Origin of the sequence: Vibrio pomeroyi (assembly GCA_041879425.1) — a bacterium.
Taxonomy (GTDB): domain Bacteria; phylum Pseudomonadota; class Gammaproteobacteria; order Enterobacterales; family Vibrionaceae; genus Vibrio; species Vibrio pomeroyi_A.
In genome coordinates this window covers 1,850,959-1,875,952 of sequence record CP090855.1, presented here as the reverse complement: position 1 = coordinate 1,875,952, position 24,994 = coordinate 1,850,959, and the positions used below count along the sequence as shown (strand labels likewise).

23 protein-coding genes are annotated in these 24,994 nt (G+C 44.8%); 13 read left to right on the top strand and 10 right to left on the bottom strand.

What is annotated here, in order from left to right:
• The first annotated feature begins 42 nt into the window (after positions 1 to 42).
• On the top strand, positions 43 to 498 hold the full coding sequence (locus L0992_24225) for a methylglyoxal synthase (protein ID XGB69483.1): 456 nt from the start codon (positions 43 to 45) through the stop codon (positions 496 to 498).
• Positions 499 to 583: 85 nt separating this feature from the next.
• Here the strand turns inward: L0992_24225 and L0992_24220 are convergent, their stop codons facing one another.
• Both L0992_24220 and helD read right to left on the bottom strand, forming a co-directional pair.
• Complete coding sequence (locus L0992_24220) at positions 584 to 934, bottom strand: VOC family protein (GenBank protein ID XGB69482.1); 351 nt, start codon at positions 932 to 934, stop codon at positions 584 to 586.
• Between the two features lie 92 nt (positions 935 to 1,026).
• Positions 1,027 to 3,102, bottom strand: a complete 2,076-nt coding sequence (helD, locus tag L0992_24215) for a DNA helicase IV (protein ID XGB69481.1) — start codon at positions 3,100 to 3,102, stop codon at positions 1,027 to 1,029.
• Between the two features lie 177 nt (positions 3,103 to 3,279).
• Here helD and yccS point away from each other — a divergent pair, with 177 nt between their 5' ends.
• From yccS to L0992_24190, 5 genes are all read left to right on the top strand, one after another.
• Entirely contained in the window at positions 3,280 to 5,463 is a 2,184-nt protein-coding gene (gene yccS / locus L0992_24210; protein XGB69480.1) for a YccS family putative transporter, read from the top strand.
• Between the two features lie 332 nt (positions 5,464 to 5,795).
• Positions 5,796 to 5,981, top strand: a complete 186-nt coding sequence (locus L0992_24205; protein ID XGB69479.1) for a hypothetical protein — start codon at positions 5,796 to 5,798, stop codon at positions 5,979 to 5,981.
• A gap of 121 nt (positions 5,982 to 6,102) precedes the next feature.
• Positions 6,103 to 6,423, top strand: coding sequence for a hypothetical protein (locus tag L0992_24200; GenBank protein ID XGB69478.1), 321 nt, complete (start codon positions 6,103 to 6,105; stop codon positions 6,421 to 6,423).
• A 185-nt stretch (positions 6,424 to 6,608) separates the two neighbouring features.
• A complete protein-coding gene (locus L0992_24195) occupies positions 6,609 to 7,871 on the top strand; it encodes a hydroxymethylglutaryl-CoA reductase (protein ID XGB69477.1) in 1,263 nt (420 codons plus the stop codon).
• Between the two features lie 75 nt (positions 7,872 to 7,946).
• Positions 7,947 to 8,858: a LysR family transcriptional regulator gene (locus L0992_24190; GenBank protein ID XGB69476.1), complete on the top strand. Its 912-nt coding sequence runs from the start codon at positions 7,947 to 7,949 to the stop codon at positions 8,856 to 8,858.
• Between the two features lie 58 nt (positions 8,859 to 8,916).
• Here the strand turns inward: L0992_24190 and L0992_24185 are convergent, their stop codons facing one another.
• The 3 genes from L0992_24185 to L0992_24175 all read right to left on the bottom strand — a co-directional run bounded on the left by L0992_24185 (position 8,917) and on the right by L0992_24175 (position 12,286).
• Complete coding sequence (locus tag L0992_24185) at positions 8,917 to 9,831, bottom strand: YjjW family glycine radical enzyme activase (GenBank protein ID XGB69475.1); 915 nt, start codon at positions 9,829 to 9,831, stop codon at positions 8,917 to 8,919.
• Positions 9,832 to 9,855: 24 nt separating this feature from the next.
• Positions 9,856 to 11,412: a YjjI family glycine radical enzyme gene (locus tag L0992_24180; protein ID XGB69474.1), complete on the bottom strand. Its 1,557-nt coding sequence runs from the start codon at positions 11,410 to 11,412 to the stop codon at positions 9,856 to 9,858.
• Between the two features lie 274 nt (positions 11,413 to 11,686).
• Complete coding sequence (locus tag L0992_24175) at positions 11,687 to 12,286, bottom strand: methyltransferase (GenBank protein ID XGB69473.1); 600 nt, start codon at positions 12,284 to 12,286, stop codon at positions 11,687 to 11,689.
• A gap of 161 nt (positions 12,287 to 12,447) precedes the next feature.
• On the opposite strand from L0992_24175, the gene L0992_24170 reads away from it, so the two are divergent.
• Complete coding sequence (locus L0992_24170) at positions 12,448 to 13,326, top strand: LysR family transcriptional regulator (protein ID XGB69472.1); 879 nt, start codon at positions 12,448 to 12,450, stop codon at positions 13,324 to 13,326.
• Between the two features lie 141 nt (positions 13,327 to 13,467).
• Here the strand turns inward: L0992_24170 and L0992_24165 are convergent, their stop codons facing one another.
• Positions 13,468 to 13,818 carry a hypothetical protein gene (locus L0992_24165; protein XGB69471.1) on the bottom strand — a complete coding sequence of 117 codons (351 nt, stop codon included), beginning with the start codon at positions 13,816 to 13,818 and terminating at the stop codon, positions 13,468 to 13,470.
• Positions 13,819 to 14,182: 364 nt separating this feature from the next.
• Here L0992_24165 and L0992_24160 point away from each other — a divergent pair, with 364 nt between their 5' ends.
• On the top strand, positions 14,183 to 15,079 hold the full coding sequence (locus L0992_24160) for a cation diffusion facilitator family transporter (GenBank protein XGB69470.1): 897 nt from the start codon (positions 14,183 to 14,185) through the stop codon (positions 15,077 to 15,079).
• Between the two features lie 23 nt (positions 15,080 to 15,102).
• Here L0992_24160 and yddG read toward each other — a convergent pair whose 3' ends face one another.
• Positions 15,103 to 16,035: an aromatic amino acid DMT transporter YddG gene (gene yddG / locus L0992_24155; protein XGB69469.1), complete on the bottom strand. Its 933-nt coding sequence runs from the start codon at positions 16,033 to 16,035 to the stop codon at positions 15,103 to 15,105.
• Between the two features lie 180 nt (positions 16,036 to 16,215).
• Positions 16,216 to 16,890: a pyrimidine 5'-nucleotidase gene (gene yjjG, locus L0992_24150; GenBank protein ID XGB69468.1), complete on the bottom strand. Its 675-nt coding sequence runs from the start codon at positions 16,888 to 16,890 to the stop codon at positions 16,216 to 16,218.
• Positions 16,891 to 17,124: 234 nt separating this feature from the next.
• Here yjjG and L0992_24145 point away from each other — a divergent pair, with 234 nt between their 5' ends.
• The 3 genes from L0992_24145 to L0992_24135 all read left to right on the top strand — a co-directional run bounded on the left by L0992_24145 (position 17,125) and on the right by L0992_24135 (position 19,823).
• On the top strand, positions 17,125 to 17,310 hold the full coding sequence (locus L0992_24145; GenBank protein XGB69467.1) for a hypothetical protein: 186 nt from the start codon (positions 17,125 to 17,127) through the stop codon (positions 17,308 to 17,310).
• A gap of 238 nt (positions 17,311 to 17,548) precedes the next feature.
• Complete coding sequence (gene yiaY, locus L0992_24140; protein XGB69466.1) at positions 17,549 to 18,697, top strand: L-threonine dehydrogenase; 1,149 nt, start codon at positions 17,549 to 17,551, stop codon at positions 18,695 to 18,697.
• A gap of 202 nt (positions 18,698 to 18,899) precedes the next feature.
• Positions 18,900 to 19,823, top strand: coding sequence for a hypothetical protein (locus tag L0992_24135; GenBank protein ID XGB69465.1), 924 nt, complete (start codon positions 18,900 to 18,902; stop codon positions 19,821 to 19,823).
• A gap of 105 nt (positions 19,824 to 19,928) precedes the next feature.
• Here the strand turns inward: L0992_24135 and L0992_24130 are convergent, their stop codons facing one another.
• Positions 19,929 to 20,363, bottom strand: coding sequence for a YccF domain-containing protein (locus tag L0992_24130; GenBank protein ID XGB69464.1), 435 nt, complete (start codon positions 20,361 to 20,363; stop codon positions 19,929 to 19,931).
• Positions 20,364 to 20,857: 494 nt separating this feature from the next.
• Positions 20,858 to 21,934, bottom strand: coding sequence for a beta-eliminating lyase-related protein (locus L0992_24125; GenBank protein XGB69463.1), 1,077 nt, complete (start codon positions 21,932 to 21,934; stop codon positions 20,858 to 20,860).
• A 318-nt stretch (positions 21,935 to 22,252) separates the two neighbouring features.
• Here L0992_24125 and L0992_24120 point away from each other — a divergent pair, with 318 nt between their 5' ends.
• Positions 22,253 to 22,870 carry an NAD(P)H-dependent oxidoreductase gene (locus tag L0992_24120; GenBank protein ID XGB69462.1) on the top strand — a complete coding sequence of 206 codons (618 nt, stop codon included), beginning with the start codon at positions 22,253 to 22,255 and terminating at the stop codon, positions 22,868 to 22,870.
• Positions 22,870 to 24,792 carry a monovalent cation:proton antiporter-2 (CPA2) family protein gene (locus tag L0992_24115; GenBank protein XGB69461.1) on the top strand — a complete coding sequence of 641 codons (1,923 nt, stop codon included), beginning with the start codon at positions 22,870 to 22,872 and terminating at the stop codon, positions 24,790 to 24,792. The genes L0992_24120 and L0992_24115 overlap by 1 nt, the downstream gene beginning before the upstream one ends.
• Positions 24,793 to 24,994: the final 202 nt, after the last annotated feature.

Below are 24,994 nucleotides of genomic sequence, written 5' to 3'. Positions count from 1 at the left end.
TTTAGAACAATAAGAATTAGACCAATAATTTAGGGAACATTCATGCAAAAAACAACACGTACAATGCCAACGCATAAGCATATCGCTCTAGTTGCTCACGACCACTTCAAGCCTGAGCTATTAAGATGGGTAACAGAAAACAAAGATAAGCTACAAAGCCACTTCCTTTATGCGACAGGCACAACGGGTTCTCTACTAAGCAAAGAGACAGGCTTAGCAATCAAGAGCATGATCAGTGGCCCTATGGGCGGCGACCAACAACTTGGCGCACTTATCTCTGAAGGCAAAATCGATATGCTGATTTTCTTCTGGGATCCACTAAATGCCGTTCCACACGACCCAGATGTGAAAGCACTGCTTCGTATTGCGAGTGTTTGGAACATTCCAGTAGCAACTAACCGCGCTACTGCAAACTTCCTGTTTAACTCTTCATTGCTTGAAGAAGAAGTGATCATCGAGATCCCAGATTACGAAGCGTACCTAGCTGAGCGTACTTAACGCTTACGTTTAATACGTTACATACTAAAAAGCCTGCTTAATCGCAGGCTTTTTCTTGTCTGAATATAGAAGTGTTGAGTAGAGGCTATTTGTCACTCCACACTGCCATCTCGTTGCCGCTTGGCTCTCGAAAGTGGAAGCGTCGACCACCAGGAAAACTGAATATCTCGCGGTTTACTTCCCCACCAGCCTCAATCACGTCACGTTCGGTCTGCTCAAGGTCTTCACTGTAGAAAACCATCAGCGCTGCACCTTTATCTGCATTGGAGGCCAGATCCGCCAAGTAGAACCCGCCCATTAAGCCTTTACCTTCAAAAGCAGAATACTCAGGCCCGTAATCTTCAAATTTCCAACCGAACACTTGGCTGAAAAACGCCTTGGTTGCCGCGATGTCACGCGCTGCAAATTCAATGTAGTTGATTGAGCCATGTTCCATATCTGCTTCCTTTTGCTTTCAGACTTCAGCCTAATGAGAATCAGGCAAAAATGGCCTGAGAATCTAATCTTAGACGATCACCTCACGTGACATCATTTTTTACGAACCACCGGATAATCCGAACCATGTAGCTCTTGAACGAAACCAGAACCATCTCCGCTGTGCGTGATCCACACCTTCTCTTTCGCACGAGTCATTGCCACGTAGAAAAGACGACGCTCTTCAGCATAAGGGAATACATCTGACGATTCCGTTAACGCACCATCAATATGCAGCTGCTTCTTCTTCGCCGGGAACTGCCCTTCATCGACACAAAGGATGATCACAAAATCGGCTTCTTTGCCTTTACTGGCGTGACAAGTCATGAAGTTGATGTCGATGGAGGTAAAGATCTTCTTCCAGTCTTCCAACAACTCTGGTTTGTGGTAATGGTTACGACCAAGCAACAGCACAGACTTGTTAGTTTTGCCCTTAGAGTGTCGGTTCAATTGGTCGAGGATCTTCTCAACTTCTTTACTTGGCGCACTGTACACCGACTTTTGTTTCTGTTGCTTGAAGCTGTTCAGTTCTTTCGGCAATTGAATCGGGTTTTCTTGTACGAAGCGATTAGCAACCGCACCTAACTGATTGTTAAATCGGTAAGTGGTATCTAGGTGGTGAATCGTCGAACTCTCGAAACGATCTTTAAATCCAGTCGTGAGATCGACATCAGCGCCTGCAAATTGGTAGATTGACTGCCAGTCATCACCCACCGCAAAGATAGAGGCTTGGTGCTGAGCTTTCGACTGATTACAAAGCGCTTCAACCAAAGCAAGACGATCTGGCGAGATATCTTGATACTCATCGATCATGATGAACTTCCAAGGCGAGATAAACTTACCCTTTTCGACGTATTGGGTCGCACGGCTGATCATGGTCGAGAAGTCGATGTGGTTCTCTTCTTTCAGCGCTTTCTGCCATGCCGTCACACAAGGCCAACACAGAGATAGTTCACTGTTAAGGCGCGTGTAATCTCGGTGATCGATAAGCTGCTGCTGAACTTCTTTCTTAGTTAGGCCTGATGCATTCAGCTGTTCAAGTTGCTTCTCTAGCCAGCCAATCAATTTAAGGTTTGAAACATGGCTGCCAAGTTCATCATCACCCGTTAGGTAAGCAATAGGCCATTTAGATAAGTGTTTTTGCCAGCGCTTGAAGTTGGTTGGCGTCATCCAGTGCTTCTTCAACCAATCAATGCACCAAGCTTGGCGTTGATTGTCATCCAAGGCTAATGGAGAGATCACAACACGCTCGGTTTCAACCTGATTCAGGATTTTCAAACCTAATTGGTGAAAAGTACTCACTTGTACCTTCTCGGCGGACAAGCCAATTTTGCTATCCAAACGCTGCTTCATCTCTTCTGCGGCTTCACGGCCAAATGCGAGCAGTAGAAGCTCTTCAGCTTGCGCCTGATGGCTTTGCAGAAGATAAGCGACACGAGCGGTAAGAACACTGGTTTTACCCGAGCCAGCACCTGCAAGAATCAGGTTATGGTCATCGTTCATCAAAACCGCGTATTGCTGCGACAAGTTCAAAGGAGACGACTCACACTGAGCAAACAACACTTCCCAGTTCTTCCTTTCTGTATCTAGCCATTGCTGGTTTCGATCCGCTTGTTTGATCTCGGTTTCAGATAGCCAAGGCTGCATTCGCGCGATGCGATTCGGCATGCGCTGCGCGGCTTCTTCTAAAGTCATGGTCATGCTTTCTAAACCAGCGTTGACCATGTCGACCCAAGTGTTGACTTTAGAATGAGGTAAGAAGGCAGGAAGCTGCTCTAGACGCGTTAATTCAGCTTCCCATTTAGGAACGTGCTCAGCCAACTGTTCACACTGTGTGTCGTGCCATTTTTGATAAGCGGCAACCGATGTGCGTGCAAACTGACGACATTGATCCCATGGCAAACCTTGAACTAACCAACTGCGCTGTTTACCGTCTTGTTGGTTAGCAAAAAACTGTAACGATCCCCAAAACAATCCGCGCTTTATCGCGATCTTGCCACTCCAAATAGTAAACGGGATACGTTCTTCACTGCCTACTGAAGATAACAGCAGACGTGAACCATCAAGTTCAACCTGATGATATTCATTTTGAATAAAAAACTGTGCAGTCTTGTTAGCGCTTAGCTGCATTGGAGTGTGCTCTTAATTAGGAATATTGAATTTATATCATGATGCAATGAGAATTAATAATATCTCATATCTTATCGACGCTTTCATGACCACCTACGGGCAATTATGGATAAGTATCAAATTCTTGTGCTTGATTTCTGTTAGGATTATGGTTTTTAGTGTGTCAAGTGAGCGACTGTGGACTTTTCAGCCAAATTACGCCTCTATTGGGCGAATAAAACCATAAATTACAGCGTATTAATTCTCATCACTCTGCTCGGTGTTGTCGTTCCTGCTTGGTATTATGGGCAAAACACACTCATCACTCCATTGATCTTAGGTGTCATCGCCGCTGCACTAGCAGAAAGTGATGACAGCTTTACGGGACGCTTGAAAGCGCTCACCCTGACCTTTATCTGTTTTGCGATCGCCGCCTTTTCTATTGAACTGCTGTTCGACACACCTTGGCTATTCGCATTAGGTCTTTTCGCATCCACATTCTCGTTCATCATGCTCGGCGCAATTGGGCCGAAATACGCCAGTATCGCCTTTGGTTCTCTGCTGGTTGCTATCTACACCATGCTCGGCGCTCATGAGAGCATCAACTTATGGTTCCAACCTTTATTGCTCTTAACAGGCGCGGCTTGGTACTACTTCATGTCGATGATCTGGCAGATTGTGTGGCCGATGCAACCCGTCCAGCAGAACCTTGCTAACGTGTTTGATCAGATTGGCACCTACATGGGATCCAAGGCTGAGCTATTCTACCCAGTGTCTGATCTTATCCCTCAGCCACACCGCATTATTGAAGCGAAATTAAATGCGAGTACCGTCAATGCACTCAACATGTGTAAAGCAACCCTGCTTAACCGCTCTAAACGCGGACACATTGACGGACCCAGTGACCGATTCCTAAATACTTACTTCATCGCGCAAGACATTCACGAGCGTGTAAGTTCGACCCACTATCGTTATCAAGAACTGGCTAAACACTTTGAGCGTTCTGATGTGCTGTTCCGTTTTAAATATCTGCTGGAAGCGCAAGCAACCGCATGTAAAGAAGTAGCGAGCTCTCTAAAGGTTGGCGCAGAGTACCAACATGGTGACAAATCAGTATTGGCGCTTGATGAACTGATGTCTTCGCTGAATCATCTGCATCAGAAAAACAAACCAGAATGGAAGCCGTTGCTGAGCCAATTGGATTATCTATTCAATAACCTTGCAACGGTTGAAAAGCAACTATCGAACATCAGTAACCCAGATGCAGAAAAACTAGAAGAAGATGTCCTAGACGATACCAACCCACACACCTTGACTGCGATGTGGCAAAAGATAAAAGCCAACCTGCATACAGATTCGATGTTGTTTCGTCACGCGATTCGTATGGCGATCACGCTGACGCTCGGTTACGGCATTATTCAAGGTTTTGATATTGAACGCGGCTACTGGATTCTACTGACAACGCTATTTGTGTGTCAGCCAAACTACAGCGCCACTCGTCAAAAGCTGACTGCGCGTGTCATTGGCACCGTTGCAGGCTTATTAATTGGCGTTCCGCTACTGACCTTCTTCCCTTCTCAAGAGAGCCAGTTGGTCTTCATTGTGATAAGTGGCGTGATGTTCTTTGCGTTCCGTATCAACAACTACGGCTTCGCAACTGGCTTTATCACCCTATTGGTACTGTTCTGCTTTAACCAACTTGGCGAAGGCTACGCCGTGGTGTTACCAAGACTGGCAGATACCTTCATAGGCTGTGCTCTCGCTGTACTGGCGGTGGTTTATGTATTGCCTGACTGGCAATCAAAACGACTACACAAGGTGATGGCTGATGCTCTTGATTCAAACAAGAACTACCTCGCGCAGATCATTGGCCAATATCGTGTAGGTAAGAAAGACACGCTGAATTACCGCATTGCCCGCCGCAGCGCGCACAATAACGATGCGAACCTGACTGGTGCTATCAGTAGCATGTTGGTCGAGCCGGGCAAATATCGAACCTCTGAGGATGAGAGCTTTCGCTTTCTAACGTTGAATCACGCCCTACTTAGCTATATTTCGGCACTAGGCGCGCACAGAACGCGTATTGACGACGAATCCACACACAAGCTCGTTCTGGATGCACACCGTGTGATACACGAGCACCTTGATGCTCTGAATGATCAACTCTATTCACATCGTGAACAGTGTGAGGTTAAAAATGCATACGACCCTGAACTTGATAAACGTCTAAGTGAGTGGCGAGAAGAGGATGAAAGCTCTGTCAGAATGGTCTTACAACAGCTCCATTTGATTTATCGAATGCTTCCAGAACTGCATACTCTAGCGACCAAGTTTGCGGTTAAGGTGAAGATTGATAAACCGCTCGATAAAGCAGATTCTTAATAGACAAACAAAATACTGTAAAAACAAAAAGATAGCATTAACCGTACACCTTTTGATCATTTGTTACAGTTATATGTTGCTCTACCAATACCTCTAATTGAGTAGAGCAACTGCTTACCTACCCTTACCCCATAAGGGTTAAGACGATTTTTACACTGTAGGAATTTTCTGACTTTGATTGACCAAGCCTTAACTTTGCCTAACATTTCTCGGACAAAAAACGACCAGAGGAATTTATAGTTGTCTTAGTTCTAGGAAATTACAAATTTCGTTTAATATTCACTTAATCTTGTTTGATTTCCTGCACCAGTAGTCTATGCTCAATTGAGCATATGGATTTGCACCAAGGTCACATTATGAATACACAACAATTTGAAGCATTCAAACAACAGATTCAGCTTCTTAGCCCACAGCAATTAAAAGCGTTGCAGGGCGAGATTGACGGTAATCTTGAAACGGAACAACAAACTCTTCTTACTGATGAAGAGCTAAGTGCATTGAACGATCTGTTCAGTTAATAGACAGACGTCACTATTTTAGCTTAAGTATATTGTTTCACTGTAAATTTTACCCCTTCACCATTGCGCTCAAAATATCGTCCACCTAGACTTATTCAACACGTCAATTAAAGGTTCTGCTATGTCGATATCTGGTATTCAATCTGGTTACGCCATTATTCAGCAGTCAAACAACATGGCTGAAGAAGCCGCGCTCGAACTCAATCAAGCCTCTAAACATACTCCAGAATCCGATGATGCTTTCAAAAGCAGTGATCTCAGCTTCAATCAAGTAGAACCTGAACAATCCATTTCGTTTAAAGACAAAGATCCAGAACCTGTTTCATCCTCAACCGATTCACTATTAAAGCTAACCCAAAGTGCCAGTTATAACCGTGTGGGTGCGAGTGTGGTTGATCGTCAAAACGAAGCAATCGGTAGTCTTCTGGACATCCACATCTAAGCTATACTTACTGTTCGCACTTGTTTTCGATGTTCTAAATCAACTTGATTCAACCACTTTGGAAGCTTTTTGACGCAATAAGCACACAAACTGTAACTCATTATATCTGACGCTTGTTTCTGGTTTATTACTCGGTAGAATCAGCGCAAACCAATTTGCTGCACAAACTTTACTTCATACTATTTATGCCAAAACTAAATCTGCATCGCCGTGACTATGTTTCTATTTTAGGAGGCGACATCTCCGCAGACGAATTAGAAAAAAAGCTTCAACCTCACTTTGAAAAGCCAGTAAACAAGCTGACACCTAGCCCCTACCTGACAGAAAAGAATCTCACACGCCGTTGGACTGCTCTCGATAACGCAGAATCGCAAAAAGAGCTACTCGACTCGCATACCGAAAGTCAGATTCAAGCTTATGAGAAAAACATCGAACACTTCATTGGAACAGTGAAAGTGCCTGTCGGTGTCTCAGGCCCATTAAGAGTCAATGGTCTGTTTGCTGAGGGGGATTACTTAGTACCACTTGCTACCACAGAGGCAGCGCTTGTCGCGTCTTACAACCGTGGTTCAAAGCTCATTACAGCTTGTGGTGGCGCAAGTGCGATGTTGCTCAATGAAGGCGTAACACGTACTCCCGGTTTTGCATTCCAAGGTTTAGTAGAAGCAGGACAATTTGTGGCTTGGGCAGTAACCCAATATGAGCAATTTAAAGCGTTAGCTGAATCAACCACATCACACGGCAAGCTTACCGACATCAATATCAACATCGAAGGCAACCATGTCTACTTGGTATTTGAATTTCTAACTGGAGACGCTTCTGGTCAGAACATGGTAACCATCGCAACCAATGCCGTGTTTGAATACATTATCGAAAATACGCCAGTTAAGCCTGACCATGCTTTCCTTGATGGCAACTTATCGGGCGACAAAAAAGCCAATACACAAACCTTACGCAGTGTTCGTGGCAAAAAGGTAACAGCCGAAGTAAACATTCCTGCTGAGCTTGTTGCTAAGTACTTGCACACCACACCTGAGAAGATGGTGCAGTTTGGCCAGATGACAACCGTTGGTGGCGCTTTGAGTGGCACGATTGGTATCAATGCCCACTACGCAAATGCATTGGCTGCTCTTTACATTGCTTGCGGCCAAGACGCGGCGTGTGTAGCTGAGTCTGCGATTGGTATGACTCGCATGGAACTGAACAAAGAAGGCGGTTTGTACGCGAGCGTAACCCTACCTAATCTGATGCTAGGAACTGTCGGTGGCGGTACTGGGTTACCAAGCCAAAAAGCGTGTCTCGATTTGTTAGGACTGCACGGTAACGGTAAATCACAAGCCTTAGCTGAAGTCTGTGCGGCGCTGTGTTTGGCGGGCGAGTTATCGATTGTCGGCGCATTCTGTGCAGGGCACTTTTCGCGAGCTCACCACAAGCTGGCTCGTAAATAACCTTAATCCAATTTGGCTTGTTCGGTTTTGTCGTTCATGCAAAATCACAAGCCAATCTGAATACGTGAGTTACACATGGATTACTTACACTTATCGAGAGTGAGCCTTAAGCATCTCACTGCGCTGCATATTATGCTGAACACCCACAGCGTGACTCAAACGTCTGAACAACTTTGTGTGAGCCCTTCGAGTGTAAGTAAAACACTCTCGCAGCTGCGTGACATCCTAAACGATGAACTCTTCTATCGAGACGGCACCAAGCTAATCCCAACACCTTTCGCCTTAAAGATAGCTCCAACCGTTCACGCCATTCTTTCTAGTATGAATGGACTCCTTCATCAGAAGAGTTTTACTCCAGAGGAGTACCAAGGCAGCTTTTCGCTCTCTATGCGTGAAAGTACCTTTGAAGTGTTCGCCTCCAAGATCAGCAAAATCACCACAGAACTTGCGCCCAAAGCTAAACTCAATATCTATTCGAAACAGCAACTTGGCTTCGATGCTTTGCTTAGCGGCAAGGTGAATTTGATCTTATTGCCTCACGATATATCCCAACCACCGACCGATAACAAAGAGCTGGTATGGGAAACAATTCTTCCCGATGAGATGGTGTGTTTGATGGGTGCCCACCACCCGCTCGCTCAACAAGAGCTGACGGTCGAGGGCTATTTGGATTACAAGCACATTGGTATTTTAGATAATGAACTGTCTCAGCCTTACTTTGAGCAAAACTTAGTTCAGTGCCACCAGCCGCGAGAAATGGCGATATCGGTAGCGGACTTTGGTGCTGCAGCCGTGCTTTGTCATCACACGCCTTTCTTGTTCACCTGTTCTAAGCAATGGGCTGAGCATGCAAAACAAGCACAAGGTTTGGTGAGTAAGCCACTTCCCTTCGATTACGGTAAAGTGGCGTACAGCCTAGTGTGGAACAAGCCAAACATGAATGATCAAGCGATCAAATGGCTATGTGACTTGTTCTTAGAAGCTTAATCCTTTTAAAGACTTAACGTTCTTTGAAGCCTGACTGAGCATCTCAACAATTTAAAAGCTAGGTATAAACCTCTGGCGTTTGCATCGGTCTTTGAACTATCGCGTAGAGCTTGTCGTGAAAGCTCTGCATTTGTTGCTCTGTGCACTTTGGCCAATTTAGCGCTTCGCCGATCACACCGTGATGTTGAAACGCATTGAGCCGAATCCGGACGTCACTTGGCAATCCTTTCAAGTAATAGCTAACTTGCTCTATCTCGTCCTCAAGGTCACTTTTGTCCGGAATATGCAGTAACCGAACTTCATGTAACTTACCTTGTTCAGCCAAATAGTTAATGGTTTCAATCACTCGATGATTGCCTCTACCGACTAACCATTGGTGTGTTTCTGATTGCCACGATTTTAAGTCAATCATCGCGCCATCAAGGTAAGGCAATACTCTCTCCCAGCCTTGTCTAGACAGCGAACCGTTACTATCAATAAAACACGTTAAGTGTGCCAACTGCGAATCGCTTTTGATTGCTTGAAACAGTTCAATGATAAACGGCAGTTGCATGGTTGCTTCGCCACCCGAGACAGTAATACCGCTCAGGAAGAATTGGTTATGCCTAACGAGTTCAAGTACCTCCGAGACCGTCATAGATGTGATTTTCGGGCTCGATTTATGGTTACAGATGTCAATGCACTGATCGCAGTGGGTGCAAGCCACCGGATCCCACTTCACTTTGCCATCAACGGTGCTCAACGCACCGCTTAGACACCCGCTGACGCAGTCTCCGCAGTGGTTACAGTGATTAATGGTGTGTGGGTTGTGACAGGTTATACAATCGAAATTACACCCCTGCAGGAACAGCACTAGGCGATTTCCCGGTCCATCAACACAAGAAAAGGTCAGCACACGGCTGACCTTCGCTTGTTTTTCTGTCTTATTGTTATTAACCCTAGCCATTTGAGTTGTTAGATCAGAAATTTTCATAATTAATGTGATTCGATTGCAACGCTATTCGTACGTTGGCGACATTTCTAAGCTCGCGACGCGCGGTTTACGTTCTAAAATGCCCGTGTTCTTCGCAGCCTCGGCTCCCAAGAAAGTCGTGTTAGTACGCGAACCTTCCTCGTCGTATTTAGCAATGTCTGAAAGCTTAATCATGTAGCCCGTCACACGAACCAAGTCGTTCGATGCAACGTTAGCGGTAAACTCACGATAACCCGCTTGAATAGCACCTTTACATAGGTTAAACATCGCTTCAGGGTTAGATTTCACGGTTTCGTCTATGGTCAGAATGTCGCTGATACCTGAGGTATAGAACTTGTGATGACCCGCAGTAGCACGAACGTAAGAGACAGGATCTGGTTCTGTTCCGTAAGGAATACGCACACCTGGGGTTACGTCTTCATCTAAGCTGATGCCACCTTGAGCGTGTAATAGAGCCTTGCCTTGCAACCCATACTTCACACCAGAGCTTTCAACGATCTCAGCCAGCTTTTCAGAAATACGGTGCCCAAGTTGGTTGGCTTGTTCGTCATGACCATAACGCCCTGCTTTGCCCTCTTTTTCCATCAAGATGTTCACAGCTTCAGCCATGCCGTAAATGCCAAACATTGGCGCGAAGCGATCTTCTTCGATCAAACCTTCTTTGGTTAAGAAGCCTTCGAAGAAATTAGACTCTTCATGTAAGAAACGGCTACGCGCGTTCATCAGCTCGACCATGATACCGCTGTAGTTTGGTAGCACTTGTTGTAAGAAATCGGCACTGTCCTCAGACTTCAACGCCACTTGCTTCAGGTTCATACGTACTAGCGTATTTGAACCACCCGCTAAAGGTAGCGAGTTGTAGCAGCTCACGATACCAAAACGCTTGTCACCATACGCTGCAGCATGTGCAGGATAATTGGCAATATGTGGCTTGCTGCATTCACAGATGTTGCTCGCTGCATGACGCAACAGATCATCAGGTGTTACTGCTGGGTCGTACATAAAAGTTAGGTTAGGTGCGATCTGCTTAAGTTCAGCATCGACACGTAAAATAGTGCGACAGATGATGTTATCTGTTGGGCCGATATTCACATGCATGAAGGCATCTGGCAGCGTGCGATCCAACATAATCCAGAACAGCTTAAGCTTTTGATAAACCTGCTCTTCCGTTAAGTCGCCAACGAAAGGCATCAACACATCGTCCAGTTGACCTAGGTAAACCGGAATAGAAGTTACCGACGGAACGTGATGATAAAGGATAGTCAGCATGTTCAATGCTTCGTCGAAATTAGTTGCCGCGCTAAGCTCTAAATACTTTGAGCCTTGATGTAAGTATTTAGAATAATCGGGAAGCACATAGCGCGGCTTAAATGGGGCGTGACCTTCAAACATGTCACACAGCACACCTTGTTGTAAGGCTTGCTCTACTTCATTGCTTACCGGCATATACGGCAGGCTTGCTTCAGCTTCTAAGGCAAGATAGCTCGATTTCTGTTTTGGAGACAGATTGGCATCTGAAATGATATTGCTAAAGCGTTGTTGTTGCTCTGAAAGTTGTGGAGAAGCAGATTGGTGGCTCATGATTAAACCCTTAAAATTGTTATGGGCTTATTTTATCTCTCACCGTTAAATTTCCACTAATGAAATGTATGCAAGGCTATTTTTCCAAAATGGAAATTAGATATTGCGAATTAACCGTCAATAAGAAAATAGGGATAGTCCGTTTAAAACACGAAGCCGTAAAAATAGAAAAACCCACATAACTGGCTTTAAGGCCGTTGATGTGGGTTTCGTTATTTAGGTTCGCTCTGTCAGAGTTGGCTAAAAGCGATCTCTTTACAGATAAGGGAAGCAATTACAGATGAGGAAGCACTTGTTTACGTCCAACGCCCATCAGTACTTTTAACTCACCTTGTGGTGTATCAACCGAGAACGGTGTCGACACTTCAACAACTGAGAAACCTGCTGCACTCAACACATTCTCCGAGCGCTGCTGGCTTACGCCATAATCTTCACTGTCGTTTTCTAGGTACCAATCCCAGTGGACAAACGTGCCGTCGTTTTCAAGCAATGTGTAAATCAGACTGACTGTGTCTTGTAGGTTCGGGATAAAACCACACACCGAAGAAGCGACCACTAGGTCAAACTGGTTTCTGAATGCTGGATGCTGCGCTGCTAGTCCGCGCGATAAAATATCAACAACCGGTTCAACGTTTGGTAACTCTTTCTTATCTAACTCTTCAATCATCCCTTCGGAGATGTCGAGTGCGATGATCTCTTTTGCTAAAGGAGATATTTTCTGGCTGAGTAGTCCTGTACCACAACCAAAATCAAGGACACGGGTTCCGTTTAAATCAACGAGCTGTGTCAACTGGTCAAATACGGACTGTGCGAATACTGCGGTCGCGGGATCTTTATCCCAATCAACGGCGTACTCGTCCCATTGTTTCGCCATCATGGCCTCCATCTTTACTTCTTGTAGGTTCGGAACTTCCCCAGAGTAAACCAAATTAGTCAATTCGTCATAGAGTTATCATGCAAAGATGGACTATTTCTAAGATAGTCAGCACAATATTCAGATAATATGCACCGACACCCGCTCAATATGGAAATGAAATGAACCTTTCTCAAGTCCAAGCCTTTTGTTCTGTTGCTGATTTAGGATCAGTCTCTGAAGCTGCACGCCAGCTAGAATGCAACCGAACCAAACTCAGCATGTCGATTAAAGCCTTGGAAAAAGAGTTAGATGTAGAACTGTTCGTGCGTAGCGGAAATCACGTCGAGCTGTCTGAGGCAGGCAAAGCCATCTATAAAGACTGCGAAGGCATGTTGGTTACAGCAGCACGCATTAAACAAACTTGCTTGCATGTGTCTGGCGAATTCAACGCCGAGATATGGATTGCCCGCGACGACTCATTACCCGATGAGATGTGGCAGGATTTATCTCACGCCCTCAATAACAAGTACCCTTCTACCTCATTCAACTTTGTTCTCGCTTCGAGTGGCGACTTAGCCAACTTGGTTGAAACTCAGCAAGTGGATTTCGCTTTTGGTGTCGATTATGAACGTGTCGATGACCCACGCATTATCTACAACCCACTTGGCAAGATTCGAATGATGTCAGTGTGCAAGAAAGGACATGACCTGAGTGCGATGCGACGTGTTTCTGATGAGGTGTTAAGAAATTCGATGCAAGCGACCATGGTTTATCTCAATGAAAAGGATAACCCAGAGCTTGAGCCCTTCTCGCGCCGTTACATCGGCTTTTCTAGCTTTGACTTTATGTTGGATACGATTTTGCGTGAAGAAGCCTGGGGCGTAATGCCAGAACCACTGATTCGTCACTTGCTACGTGAACAAGAGTTAGCGGTGATCAAACACACTTATGGCCTGACTCAAGAAGATTACTGCATGTTTACCGCGGCAGGCATGGCGGAACACCCTGGTATGAACTGGCTCGCGGATCAGCTTAGCGATTACTTGTTCGATTTCTAATTTCGACTTCGCAATATCTAATTTTAGCTTCCCAACGTAAGAGCGGCGCGTGCTATTGCCTACGCCGCCTTTTGCGATCTAAGTCTTATGCAGCCTAATACTTATGTAACCTAATACAGATACAACCTAAGACTGAACCGCTTAGAAAACCATGACGTGATCTACCGAGTAACGCCCTTCTTCCTCAACCAGTACCATTTCAGCCACAAACTCGCCTTTCGCAATGGTATACGCTTGCTTCCACACAAAGGCGATGGAATCAGAACGTCTGAATAGCGCCACAGGCTCACGTTCAGCAAAGAAGCCGTTACTGTGCTGATAATGATGACACACCTTCTCCAAGTACTCGGGCGTAACGATATCCTTCATTCGCTGTGTAAAGTCTCGACAGTGTTGTGCATGGTTAACCTTGGTTGAACCTTCCATCAAGTTATCCATTATTGGGATAGCAATCGCCCATAACTCGCTGTCATTGAGGTTATCAAACTTCATATTTATCCACTCCTTGACCCAGATGTCATACAGTTACAACTGAACGATTTACGCAACGTACTCGAATGCTAGCGTTCCCTTTATCGATATGCTTAAGTTTATGTAAACATTGAGCTCACAAAGCTGTGCGACACTGATGACTGATATATTTCATTAATCATAAACCATCTGTTCTCAGTTGCACACATCCCCTAGAAAACAGTCATCGTCAACTTTATTGACACCTAAAAATCAACCTAAACCACTGAATTATAATGATTTAAATGAACCAATTAAATAGTACATATAAACGTCATCAGATAAGGTTTGTAAAGTTAGCTCATTATTAGAACAATGAAGTTATCAAAAACATCTGGAAAATATTATGTGTGACAGGAAAAGCCAAAACGAAAATCGAGTACTATTGTTCTCAGCCCTTTTAGCATCAGGCTTCGCTATTGGCGGATTGGTGTTGGGTCTTATCGTTGGCTCTCTGGTCATAGTATTTGACGGTGTCTATTCTCTTATCAGCTTACTGTTAACTTTATTGTCACTAGCTGCTTCAAAATACATTAACCGCCCTTCAGATAGAGAGTTTCCGTTCGGTCGAGCTATCATCGAACCGATTGTGATTGCGATTAAAGCCGTTGTGATTTTACTTGTGGTTGGTTATTCGCTTTACTCTGCGATTGGTGCCTTGATGACAGGTGGTCGTGAAGTCGATGCTTCTATCGCAACTCTGTTTGGTATTTTCAACGTGTTGGGTTGTGGTTACGCTTGGTGGTACATCGCTAACAAGAGCAAACGTATCTCTTCAGGTTTGATTCAAGCGGAATCTAAACAGTGGCAGATGGATACACTATTGAGTGTCGCGGTAACGGCTGGTTTCGTCGTAGCGTGGGCAATGACATTCTCACCTCTTGCGTCATTCGCTGTATATGCCGACCCAATGATGATGTTGCTGATGTCTTTTTACTTCATCAAAGTACCATTCGACATGTTACGAGAAGCGATGCGTGAACTGCTGATGATGTCGGCAACCAAAGACATTTGTGATGCGGTAGATAAAAACGTGGTCGCTGTAGACAAAGAAGCGGATCAAGATTTGGAGTTAATGGGCGTGACTAAGGTTGGTCCTGAGTTAAGAATCAACGTTGATATTCATACCAATGACCAAGATGCGATTGCGGTTGATGATATTGAACGTACGCGCCGCCAACTTAAGCGACGCTTATCGAAGATGCCTTATGAGCTTCAATTGAATCTCAATATCGCGAGTTAAGAGTCAAGAAAGCCTCTTACGAGCTAAGGCTCTGATTGAACCTTTTTAGAAGCCGACGCCGTAACCGTCGGCTTTTTGTCTCTGGTTACCCACCAGCAAGCTAAAGAGCCAATCGTCACCATACAAACGCCCTGCCAAAACGTCATGCTCAATGACAAACCCAAAATCATAGAAGACAGTAAGGTCGCAAAAATAGGCGTGAAATAAGACATGGTCGCCAGGAAGACCATATTCCCGCCAAGTATCGCTGTATTCCAAAGCGCGTAACCTGCCCCCATACACACACCGGCTAACACTAAGTCGATTGCAGCGCTGGTTGTCATCACCATGCCGGTTTCGTTACTCAATGCGTATTTGATCCACAAGGTGATTGCCGTCGCGATAAAGAACAACACGATCGCATTCTGCCCTTTCGCCACTTTCTGAGTGTAATTACAGTAAACCGCCCAAATAATCGCGCCGAAAAACGCCATTGAGTAAGTTTTAGGGTTAGTAGCAACATTGGCAGCGATTTGTTCAACAGAAAGTCCCTGATCGCCGCTGATACTCCAAGCCACACCAAAGAAGGCTAAGAAGATGCTTGGGTAAACCAACCAGTTAATCTTTTTATCGCTGAGCAGGACTGCGAACAACACCGTCAATGCTGGCCATAAGTAGTTGATGACGGCCATTTCCAAAGCTTGATGTCGGTTGTTTGCCATCCCTAAAGCCAGAGCTAGGAAGATCTCATAACAAACGAACAGAGCACCACCAATCAGCAGATACGACTTGGAGAAGCGCGACAGTTTAGGTAAACCCATAACACAGACCAACAACAGCGAGCTCACGGTATAAAGGCTGGCTGCGCCACCGATTGGGCCCAGTTGTTCTGATACGCTACGAGACAGCGCGATTAAGCAGCTCCAAAGTAAAATGGCAGCCATGCCGTAGCAACTATGGTGATGAGATTTCAGCACGCCTCTTCCTTTTATTTATTGTTATTGGGTAATCGAAGCGAGCTTAAAACAAAGATAGGCTTAAGCACCACTATCGATAACTTGCAGTAGGTAAAAATAAGTAGCCGAGCACATAACTGCACTCGGCTATCAATCATTCACTCAAAAATCTAAAAGCAATTAGCAATTAGCAATTAGCAATTATGCCAATAGGAGTGCTTGTAGGTCAGCTAAAGACTTCACTTGATAATGAGGGTTAATACCTGCTGGCGCGGCTTTCTCTTGGCTGTTCAACCAACACGTCTCAATCCCAAAATCCAAGCCGCCTAGAATATCTGAATGCGGGTTATCTCCGACCATCAATACGCGTTGCTTTGCAGGTAAGCCAACAAGCTTGTGTGCATGTTCAAAGATTTCAGCGTCTGGTTTCGCGACACCGACTTCTTCAGAGATGATCACATGGTCAAAGTAGTCTGTCATTCCAGTGCGTTCTAAACGGATAGATTGCAGCTCGGTAAAACCATTGGTGATGATGCCCATGTTCACTTTGCCTTTTAAAGACTCCATCAACTCTTTTGCACCAGGGAGCAGTGAACAGATATCCGCCATTGCGGTCAAAAATGCACTGTTTAGTTCTGTTGTTGTTGTCTCTAACTTTGTTGCCCAGCTTTCAAAACGCGCGTGCTTCAGTTGAGCTGCCGTAATGCGACCATCTTGGTAATCTACCCAAAGTGGTAAATTCACCTCTTGGTAAACCGAATAATCCTGCTCGCTAAAGTCCACACCAAAACGGGAGAACATCAGCTTCATTCCTTGAAAAGCGTCAAAGTGGAACAAGGTTTCATCCGCATCAAAGAATATCCAATCGTACTTCATTTTCTGTCCTGTTATTCGCGCTGTTGAGCAGTGCTGTGTCTGTTTTTATCGTAGTTTTGCTTAATTTTTCTCTTCGCCTTTTAGGCTGGCAATCACTTTACTCGCAAATCTGTGAGCGTGTATATAAATCTAACAATTTATAGAAAACAAGCAGCAAGTCATGATGTATCGCAAATTTTGCCACATATTAAACCAATACCATACAAGAAATACATTTAAGTACCGGGAGGTATTATGAAGCACTTCTTACCGTCATCTGTCATGCTCACCCCATTTCTTGTTAAATATTATGATGAAGAATCACAAGACACCTCTGATTCTTTAAGTTCCGATGAGCCTCAACAACCTCAAGTTACATGCAGCGATGACTCAATTGAGATATCGGAAAAAGATGAATTAGAAGCAACTTTGACTGAATAGCCGTTATTTTTCATGGTTATAGAGTGCCATTATGCGCTTAAATCAATCAATAGCTTGCCATCCATTACTGACAATAAACATATCTGAAAACCATAAAAACGATTGCTATATGAGCCCTATCACAACGCATAGCCACAAAGTGGTAGTTCGGGATCAAAGTTGTTCCAGATCAATGGTCGACCAGTTGATTGCCGACACCATGTAGGAAATTAAAAATCATAATTAACGGAGTTTTCCAATGTCTACTGCATTTTACATCCCTACAATCAACTTCATGGGTACTGGCTGTCTGAAGGATGCTGCTGATAGCATTCAGTCTCAAGGCTTTAAAAAAGGTCTGATCGTGACAGATAAGATCCTTAACCAAATTGGCGTAGTTAAGCAGGTACAAGACCTTCTTAGCCAGCGCGGCGTAGACGCAGTTGTATTCGATGGCACTCAACCAAACCCAACCATCACTAACGTTAACGATGGCCTTGAATTGCTGACTGACAACGACTGTGATTTCGTTGTTTCACTAGGCGGTGGTTCTCCACACGACTGTGCAAAAGGTATCGCACTAGTTGCTTCTAACGGTGGCAAAATTGCAGACTACGAAGGTGTCGATCAGTCTGAAAAACCAATGATGCCTCTTATTGCTATCAACACAACAGCAGGTACAGCATCTGAAATGACACGTTTCTGCATCATCACTGATGAAGAGCGTCACATTAAGATGGCTATCGTTGATAAGCACACAACACCGCTTATCTCTGTAAACGACCCTGAGTTGATGCTTGCGAAACCTGCACCACTGACTGCAGCAACGGGTATGGACGCACTAACTCACGCAATCGAAGCTTACGTTTCTATCGCAGCAACGCCAATCACAGATGCAGTAGCGATTAAAGCGATTGAACTTGTGCAAGCGCACCTAAGAACAGCAGTATCGCACGGCGAAGACATTGAAGCGCGTGAGCAAATGGCTTACGCACAGTTCATGGCGGGTATGGCATTCAACAATGCTTCTCTTGGCTATGTTCACGCAATGGCGCACCAACTAGGTGGTTTCTACGACCTTCCACACGGTGTATGTAACGCTATCTTGTTACCACACGTTCAACGCTACAACGCGCAAGTTTGCCCTGAGCGTCTACGTGATGTTGCAAAAGCAATGAGCGTGAATGTTGAAGGCATGACACCAGAGCAAGGTGCAGAAGCGGCTATCAACGCGATTGTTCAACTAGCAAACGACGTGAACATCCCAACAGGTATCGCACAGCTTGGTGCTAAGCTTGAAGACATCCCAACTCTGTCTGACAACGCACTTAAAGATGCTTGTGGTTTCACTAACCCTAAACAAGCAACTCACGAAGAAATCTCAGCGATCTTCGAAGCGGCAATGTAATCTAGGTTCTAGAAACCAATCAATACAAACGGGCTCATCTTCTGAGCCCGTTTTCTTTTATCTGTCCAATCCCTTTCAAATATTTACCTTCCCCACTCCCTAGAGCCTTTAATCAATAGCGACTCACCACGAAAAAGTCGCATTGTTGCGATCGCTTGGTTATAGTCAAACTATTGATATATAGAATGACAAACAGGTTCCATTGAGTCGTTGGATAGTTAGCACCTCATTATTAGCTTCACTCGTTGCCCACTCCGCCAAAGCAGAGGAACAAAATGAGTGTCACAGTCAGCCGTTAGAAGACGCCCCTGTCGAAAAGGCTTACCACTACCTAAACAGTAAATTTTGCCAACCCGCGTTGTGGTTTGACAGCTTCTTTGTCGATGACCGCATTACCGAAGATGCTCGAGCTGGCACATCTGTCCGTTGGTACAACGATTTTATCTATTCTGAAGGTGGTGATGTTGATTACTCGACTAAGCTCAACGCACGCCTGCACCTGCCCTTTGTCAGTAAGCGCTTGAAGTTAATCTATGAATCGGTTGGCGATGAAGAGTTCTTGGATTTCTTTCCGCAAGATTCAGATGAATTAGAGAGTGCACTCGGCCTACGTTACGATGCTTATGCCAAGGGTTATAGTAGCTTCAATATTAAAGCGACACTGCGCCCGCGCATCGAAGCTCGTTATCGCTTTACCTACCCTCTCACCACCGATGCAGTATTCAGGCTGACCCAACGTGTGTATCAAGAGAAACAAGAAACCGGAGAGATCACCGATATCGATTTTGATCTTTCTTTAAGTGATGACTTCTTAGCGCGATGGTCGAACTTTGCAGGTTATAACGACGATCTTAAAGGCTGGGACTACGGTACGGGGCTAACTTTGTATCACTATCTTTCTCAAGACCAAGCTCTGCAATACAGCGCTACTATCACAGCAACCAGCGAACCGTATAACCATTACGAATATTCACAGGTGTCGATAACCTACCGAGAAAACGTTTGGAAAGAGTGGCTGTTCTACGAATTGATTCCACGCTATCAATGGGAACGAGAGCCCTATGAGAAACATACCGAAGAAGCCAACATCACCCTTAGGCTTGAAGTCTTGTTCAACAATGTCTAGTTAATGTTTGTGAGATTGGGGCATCGTTAGGTAGGAACCGAGGCACAAAAAAAGCACATCATGTGATGTGCTTTTTCAGTTCTACCTAAGGCTTAAATTATAGACTTAACCTTTGTAGTTTCTTACTCGTGCCGCTTCTGCTTCACGCTTGTCGACAACGGTTTTACCGATTGGCGCCAATGAGATAACCGCAAGCTTAAGGTGCTGAATCGCAAACGGAATACCAATGATGGTAATGAAACACGCCACTGCTGACATGATGTGGCCAATCGCCAACCAGATTCCTGCAAATAAGAACCAAATGATGTTACCAATCATACCGAGCGGGCTGGTACCGATGTCAGTTTCATTGGTCAGTTCATCACGTGAAATCGCTTCTTGGCCGAATGGGAAGAATGAGAAATTACCCATTACAAAACACGCTCTACCCCATGGAATACCAACGATGGTGAGGAATGCGAGCAGTCCGAAGAACCACCAAGCCAGTCCCATAAATACGCCACCAAGTAGAAACCAAATGATGTTTCCTATTGTTCTCATGTTGTCTTCTCCAAATCTTTGAATGCTGTTTATTTGATATGCCGAGTAAGGCAATACTTGTTCTAATAGGTTCATTATTATTGAGTCTTTATGAACCGCTTATGAATCGCCTACATTTTCTGTGATTGATACACACCACGAAACGCCAAATCCGCATAGGGATCATCGATTTTATTTGATACCATACTCGTAGATTTTTAGTATCACAAAGCTAAACAGCTACAACAACTAATTTAAGGCCGAACTTATGAACAACACTGAGCAACCTAAAAAGAAAATGAAAAACTGGGTGCCAATCGTCTTCTTCGGACTTCTCAGCACGGTGCCTGTATTTATGTTTTTAGTCGATGTGTACATCAACCAATACATGTAACAAACTCCGCCACCCTCTCGGCGTAAATGAATACAGGAAGCATGTCCTGTATTCATCTCAATTAACCCACTTCCGCTGTAATTAATTCAACTCTTATGCGATCAAATCAACTCTTCGTTAATTAAATCAGCTCTTCGCTAATAAAATCCAATATGTCGATCAGCTCATGATCAGGTAAGCTCAATAAATTATCACCCACATACCACTCAATTTTACATTGATTTGGTAGCTCGCTGATCGCTGGGTTTCCTATCCAAACCTTATGCTTCTTAGCAATATTGTCTCGCGCAATAATGCCGTCTTCATAGCTCACAGGTAAATATAGGTGAAGCATGTTGACCTGCGGTTGCTGCGGATTAACCGTGAATTGCGGGTAATCTTGTAATATCTGGTACACCTGTTTGGTGCGTTCATACAGAACAGGCATCAGTTCTAATCGCTCATCAAACTGCATTGCTGCCGAAACCACATAAGGCGTGCGATGATAAACATTCCCGCCTTGACGCTTCATCCATGCCGATGCTTTTGCTACGAACGCCTTATCACCTAATAGTAAAGAACCACCAAGGCCGTTTAACCCTTTATAGAGCGAAACATAAGCGGTATCGAAACCTTGAGCAATCTCGCTATATGACTTTTGGTAATACGCGCCGCACTCCCATAAACGAGCCCCATCCATGTGCAGATGAATCGATTGTTCTTTGCAGTACTGCTTAATCGCTTCGAGCTCTTCCCACTCTGGCAATTGACCACCAATCTCGCGCATCGGCAGTTCATACAATGCCGCGGCAATCTCATCAGGCCAAGCCTTTAAGTCGTCGACATTCCAAGTACGAAACACATGACCAACCGGAAGTACGTTGAAACGGTTCTGGAGCTGATACCCTTGGCGTTCATGGCGCATAATATGGCTGGATTCATGCATCGCCACTAAAGGGTTTCTTTTTTCTTGGCAAGCAATCTCTAGTGCTGTTGGTTGGTTCATGGTGCCAGTAATAACAAACACCGCCGCTTCATAGCCAAGCAGCTCTGCAACTTTGGCTTCAAAGCCTTCGATGAACTCACCATCACCGTAAGTATCATGATGTACGTTGTGCTCTTCACACCATTCAGCCATCTGAGCAAATGTTTGTGCCGGAGTCGGTTCAAAGTGACCAGAAAGCAACAAATTACATTGTTGACGCAAGTCCGTGCTCATATCTTTTCCTTTATTCATTGTAGTTCTATGTAGGGTGATTGAATTATTTACGTTAGACGTCAACGGTGACATAAAATGCACCAGTTCGCTGTTATTATTCGCGAATAATTAGTTTTACTTAGTCATAGTCTGGATCTGCCAGAAATACACAAGCTGACGAGTGTTTGATACCCGGTTCCAGAGAGTAAGTACGACACTCCTAAAACATACATCTAAGTAGATAAGTATGGGCTAATTCATTGTTCTTCAATCATTCATCTATTATTGTATATCTATAATTCCAATAAGCATTATTCGTTAATGGACAAAGAGGGCTATATGTCGAAAAATCGAGTCTTGGTGCTATTCGCCCACCCTTCTCAGCATCGCTCTGAAGCGAACAAACCCTTATTTGAGCAAGCCAAGCGCATTGATGGGGTAACCTGTGTCGATCTCTATGCTGAGTATCCGACATTCAAAATTAACATCGATCGTGAACAGAAACGCCTGTTGGACCATGACATCATCATTTTTCAGTTCCCACTATATTGGTACTCAACACCGGCAATTCTAAAAGAGTGGCAAGATCTGGTTCTTGAATATGGTTTCGCTTACGGCGCCGATGGCAATGAGCTACAAGGTAAAAACTTGTTATGCAGCATCACTGCCGGTGGTAAAAAAGACGCCTATCAAAGTGATGGCTACAACCATTTCACTATCCGAGAGCTGCTTCATCCAATTGAACAGACCGCCTCTTTATGTGGGATGACCTACCTCGCACCATTTGCTCTGTTTGGTTCACGTACCGCTTTGGAAGAAAACCGCATTCAAGAGCATGTCGATAGCTATAAAGTGCTGTTAGAGGCGTTGGTTGCTGGCGACATTAACATCAAAAAAGCCAGCAAGGCAGAAAAGCTAAACCACTACGTAGAAGAACTAATGGCAGAGGTTAAATAATGACGGGATATTTTCTACAAGCATTTATCTACTTAGTTGCTGCTGTTATCGCAGTACCTATTGCGAAGCGACTCGGGTTAGGCTCAGTGTTAGGGTACTTGATTGCAGGTGTTGTGATTGGCCCAATCATTGGCTTAGTCGGTGAAGAAACCACGACCATTCAGCACTTTGCCGAGTTTGGTGTGGTTATGATGCTGTTCTTAGTCGGCCTTGAGCTTGAACCTAAGATGCTTTGGGCGATGAGAAACCGCCTGATGGGTCTTGGTGGTCTGCAAGTTGGCGGCACTACTGCGATTGTGATGGGTATTGCCCTCACCTTTGGTCAGCCTTGGACGATCGCTCTCACTATCGGTTTGATCTTCGCACTTTCATCGACAGCGATTGTTCTGCAAACGTTCAATGAAAAAGGGCTATCTAAGACAGAAGGCGGCAAGAATGCTTTCTCGGTTCTGCTGTTCCAAGATATTGCCGTTATTCCAATGTTGGCGTTCATTCCTTTACTTGCGCTTCCTGAACTGGTCGCCTTGGCTGAGAGTGCAGCAGAAACCGCAGCGCACCACGATGAACTAAGTTTAGTTGCAGGCCTTCCTAGCTGGGCATACGGTCTTGTTATCACCGCTTCAATCGCCATCGTGGTTGTTGGCGGGCACTTCCTAAGTCGCCCACTGTTCCGTTTTGTTGCGAGCTCTGGCCTTCGTGAGATCTTCACTGCAACAGCACTAATGCTTGTTATCGGTATTGCAGCGTTAATGAGCCTTGTTGGCTTATCTCCCGCGCTTGGTACTTTCCTCGCAGGTGTCGTTCTAGCAAACAGTGAATTCAGACACGAACTTGAATCGAACATCGACCCATTCAAGGGGCTATTGCTTGGTCTGTTCTTTATTACGGTTGGTGCAGGTATCGACTTCGGGGTTCTATTCAACGACTTCGCACTCATCATTGGCTTAACCATCGGCGTAATGGCGCTTAAAGCATTAGTCCTATTTACGTTGGCACTGATCTTTAAAATCAAAAACAGTGACCGTTGGTTATTTACTCTGAGCTTGGCACAAGCTGGTGAATTCGGATTCGTATTATTGAGCTTCTCGGCACAAAACCACGTGTTACCTGCCGACCTTGTTCAAACACTGTCGCTAGTGGTTGCTCTGTCGATGTTCTTAACTCCGGGCCTGTTTATCCTATTTGATAAAGTGATTCTGCCTCGTTACGAACAAAAATCTAACGACCGCGAAGAAGACACCATCGAAGAGAAAGGCACGGTAATCATTGCAGGTATTGGTCGATTCGGTCAGATCGTTAACCGCTTATTGGTATCGAATGATGTCAAAACAGTCGTTCTGGATCATCAAGCGAACCAAGTAGACGTTCTGCGCTCTATTAACATCAAATCTTACTTTGGTGATGCGACTCGTCACGACCTATTGCATACCGCTGGTATTGAAGAAGCCGCCATGCTTGTTGTAGCAATCGACAACCAAGACTCGAGCGTCGAGTTAGTGAAGTACGTAAAACACACTTACCCAAAAGTGAAAGTACTAGCGCGTGCATTCGACCGTGGTCATAGCTACCGCCTAAGAGAAGCAGGTGCAGACTTTGTCGAATCAGAAACGTACCATTCGGCACTTGAAATGGGCGCGGAAGCCTTACGTTCTTTAGGCCACCACCCTTTCTTCGTCGAACAGCAAAAATCAACGTACCAACGTGTTGAAAGCCGTAAGTCTGAAAAGCTATACCAAGCTTGGTCTGAGGCTGAAGACAACCCACGCTACGACAATAACTACCGACAAATCTTCATTCACCTAGAAGAAGCAATGAAAGAAGATATGAAGAAAGACCGTTCAGACAAGCACTCTCGATCGGAACGTGGTTGGACACCACCACCGAAAGGCTATGCCGACGGTTTTGAGGAAGAAGAATCCTAATCAAAGATTCTAACTACTAAAAAGCGGCCCTTGAGCCGCTTTTTCTTTATTTATAGACAGCCAAAGTGAGTAATGAAGCCTAAACACTGTCTCTAAACCAGATGAACCACATGGTTTATGTGATCCAGTTATAATTTTTAATCTCAGTCCACCTTACAAAAATGGATTCATTTTTTACATTTTTGAAACATCCCCCACCCTG

Bases quoted from the DNA above. Each gene is read 5' to 3' on its own strand.
- L0992_24160 (XGB69470.1), top strand. From the start codon at position 14,183: ATGTGTGACAGGAAAAGCCAAAACGAAAATCGAGTACTATTGTTCTCA.
- L0992_24200 (XGB69478.1), top strand. From the start codon at position 6,103: ATGTCGATATCTGGTATTCAATCTGGTTACGCCATTATTCAGCAGTCA.
- yiaY (XGB69466.1), top strand. From the start codon at position 17,549: ATGTCTACTGCATTTTACATCCCTACAATCAACTTCATGGGTACTGGC.
- L0992_24170 (XGB69472.1), top strand. From the start codon at position 12,448: ATGAACCTTTCTCAAGTCCAAGCCTTTTGTTCTGTTGCTGATTTAGGA.
- L0992_24205 (XGB69479.1), top strand. From the start codon at position 5,796: ATGGATTTGCACCAAGGTCACATTATGAATACACAACAATTTGAAGCA.
- helD (XGB69481.1), bottom strand. From the start codon at position 3,102: ATGCAGCTAAGCGCTAACAAGACTGCACAGTTTTTTATTCAAAATGAA.
- L0992_24185 (XGB69475.1), bottom strand. From the start codon at position 9,831: ATGAAAATTTCTGATCTAACAACTCAAATGGCTAGGGTTAATAACAAT.
- L0992_24115 (XGB69461.1), top strand. From the start codon at position 22,870: ATGACGGGATATTTTCTACAAGCATTTATCTACTTAGTTGCTGCTGTT.
- L0992_24145 (XGB69467.1), top strand. From the start codon at position 17,125: ATGAAGCACTTCTTACCGTCATCTGTCATGCTCACCCCATTTCTTGTT.
- yjjG (XGB69468.1), bottom strand. From the start codon at position 16,890: ATGAAGTACGATTGGATATTCTTTGATGCGGATGAAACCTTGTTCCAC.
- L0992_24225 (XGB69483.1), top strand. From the start codon at position 43: ATGCAAAAAACAACACGTACAATGCCAACGCATAAGCATATCGCTCTA.
- L0992_24180 (XGB69474.1), bottom strand. From the start codon at position 11,412: ATGAGCCACCAATCTGCTTCTCCACAACTTTCAGAGCAACAACAACGC.
- L0992_24190 (XGB69476.1), top strand. From the start codon at position 7,947: ATGGATTACTTACACTTATCGAGAGTGAGCCTTAAGCATCTCACTGCG.
- L0992_24220 (XGB69482.1), bottom strand. From the start codon at position 934: ATGGAACATGGCTCAATCAACTACATTGAATTTGCAGCGCGTGACATC.
- L0992_24130 (XGB69464.1), bottom strand. From the start codon at position 20,363: ATGAGAACAATAGGAAACATCATTTGGTTTCTACTTGGTGGCGTATTT.
- L0992_24165 (XGB69471.1), bottom strand. From the start codon at position 13,818: ATGAAGTTTGATAACCTCAATGACAGCGAGTTATGGGCGATTGCTATC.
- L0992_24120 (XGB69462.1), top strand. From the start codon at position 22,253: ATGTCGAAAAATCGAGTCTTGGTGCTATTCGCCCACCCTTCTCAGCAT.
- L0992_24175 (XGB69473.1), bottom strand. From the start codon at position 12,286: ATGGCGAAACAATGGGACGAGTACGCCGTTGATTGGGATAAAGATCCC.
- L0992_24195 (XGB69477.1), top strand. From the start codon at position 6,609: ATGCCAAAACTAAATCTGCATCGCCGTGACTATGTTTCTATTTTAGGA.
- L0992_24125 (XGB69463.1), bottom strand. From the start codon at position 21,934: ATGAGCACGGACTTGCGTCAACAATGTAATTTGTTGCTTTCTGGTCAC.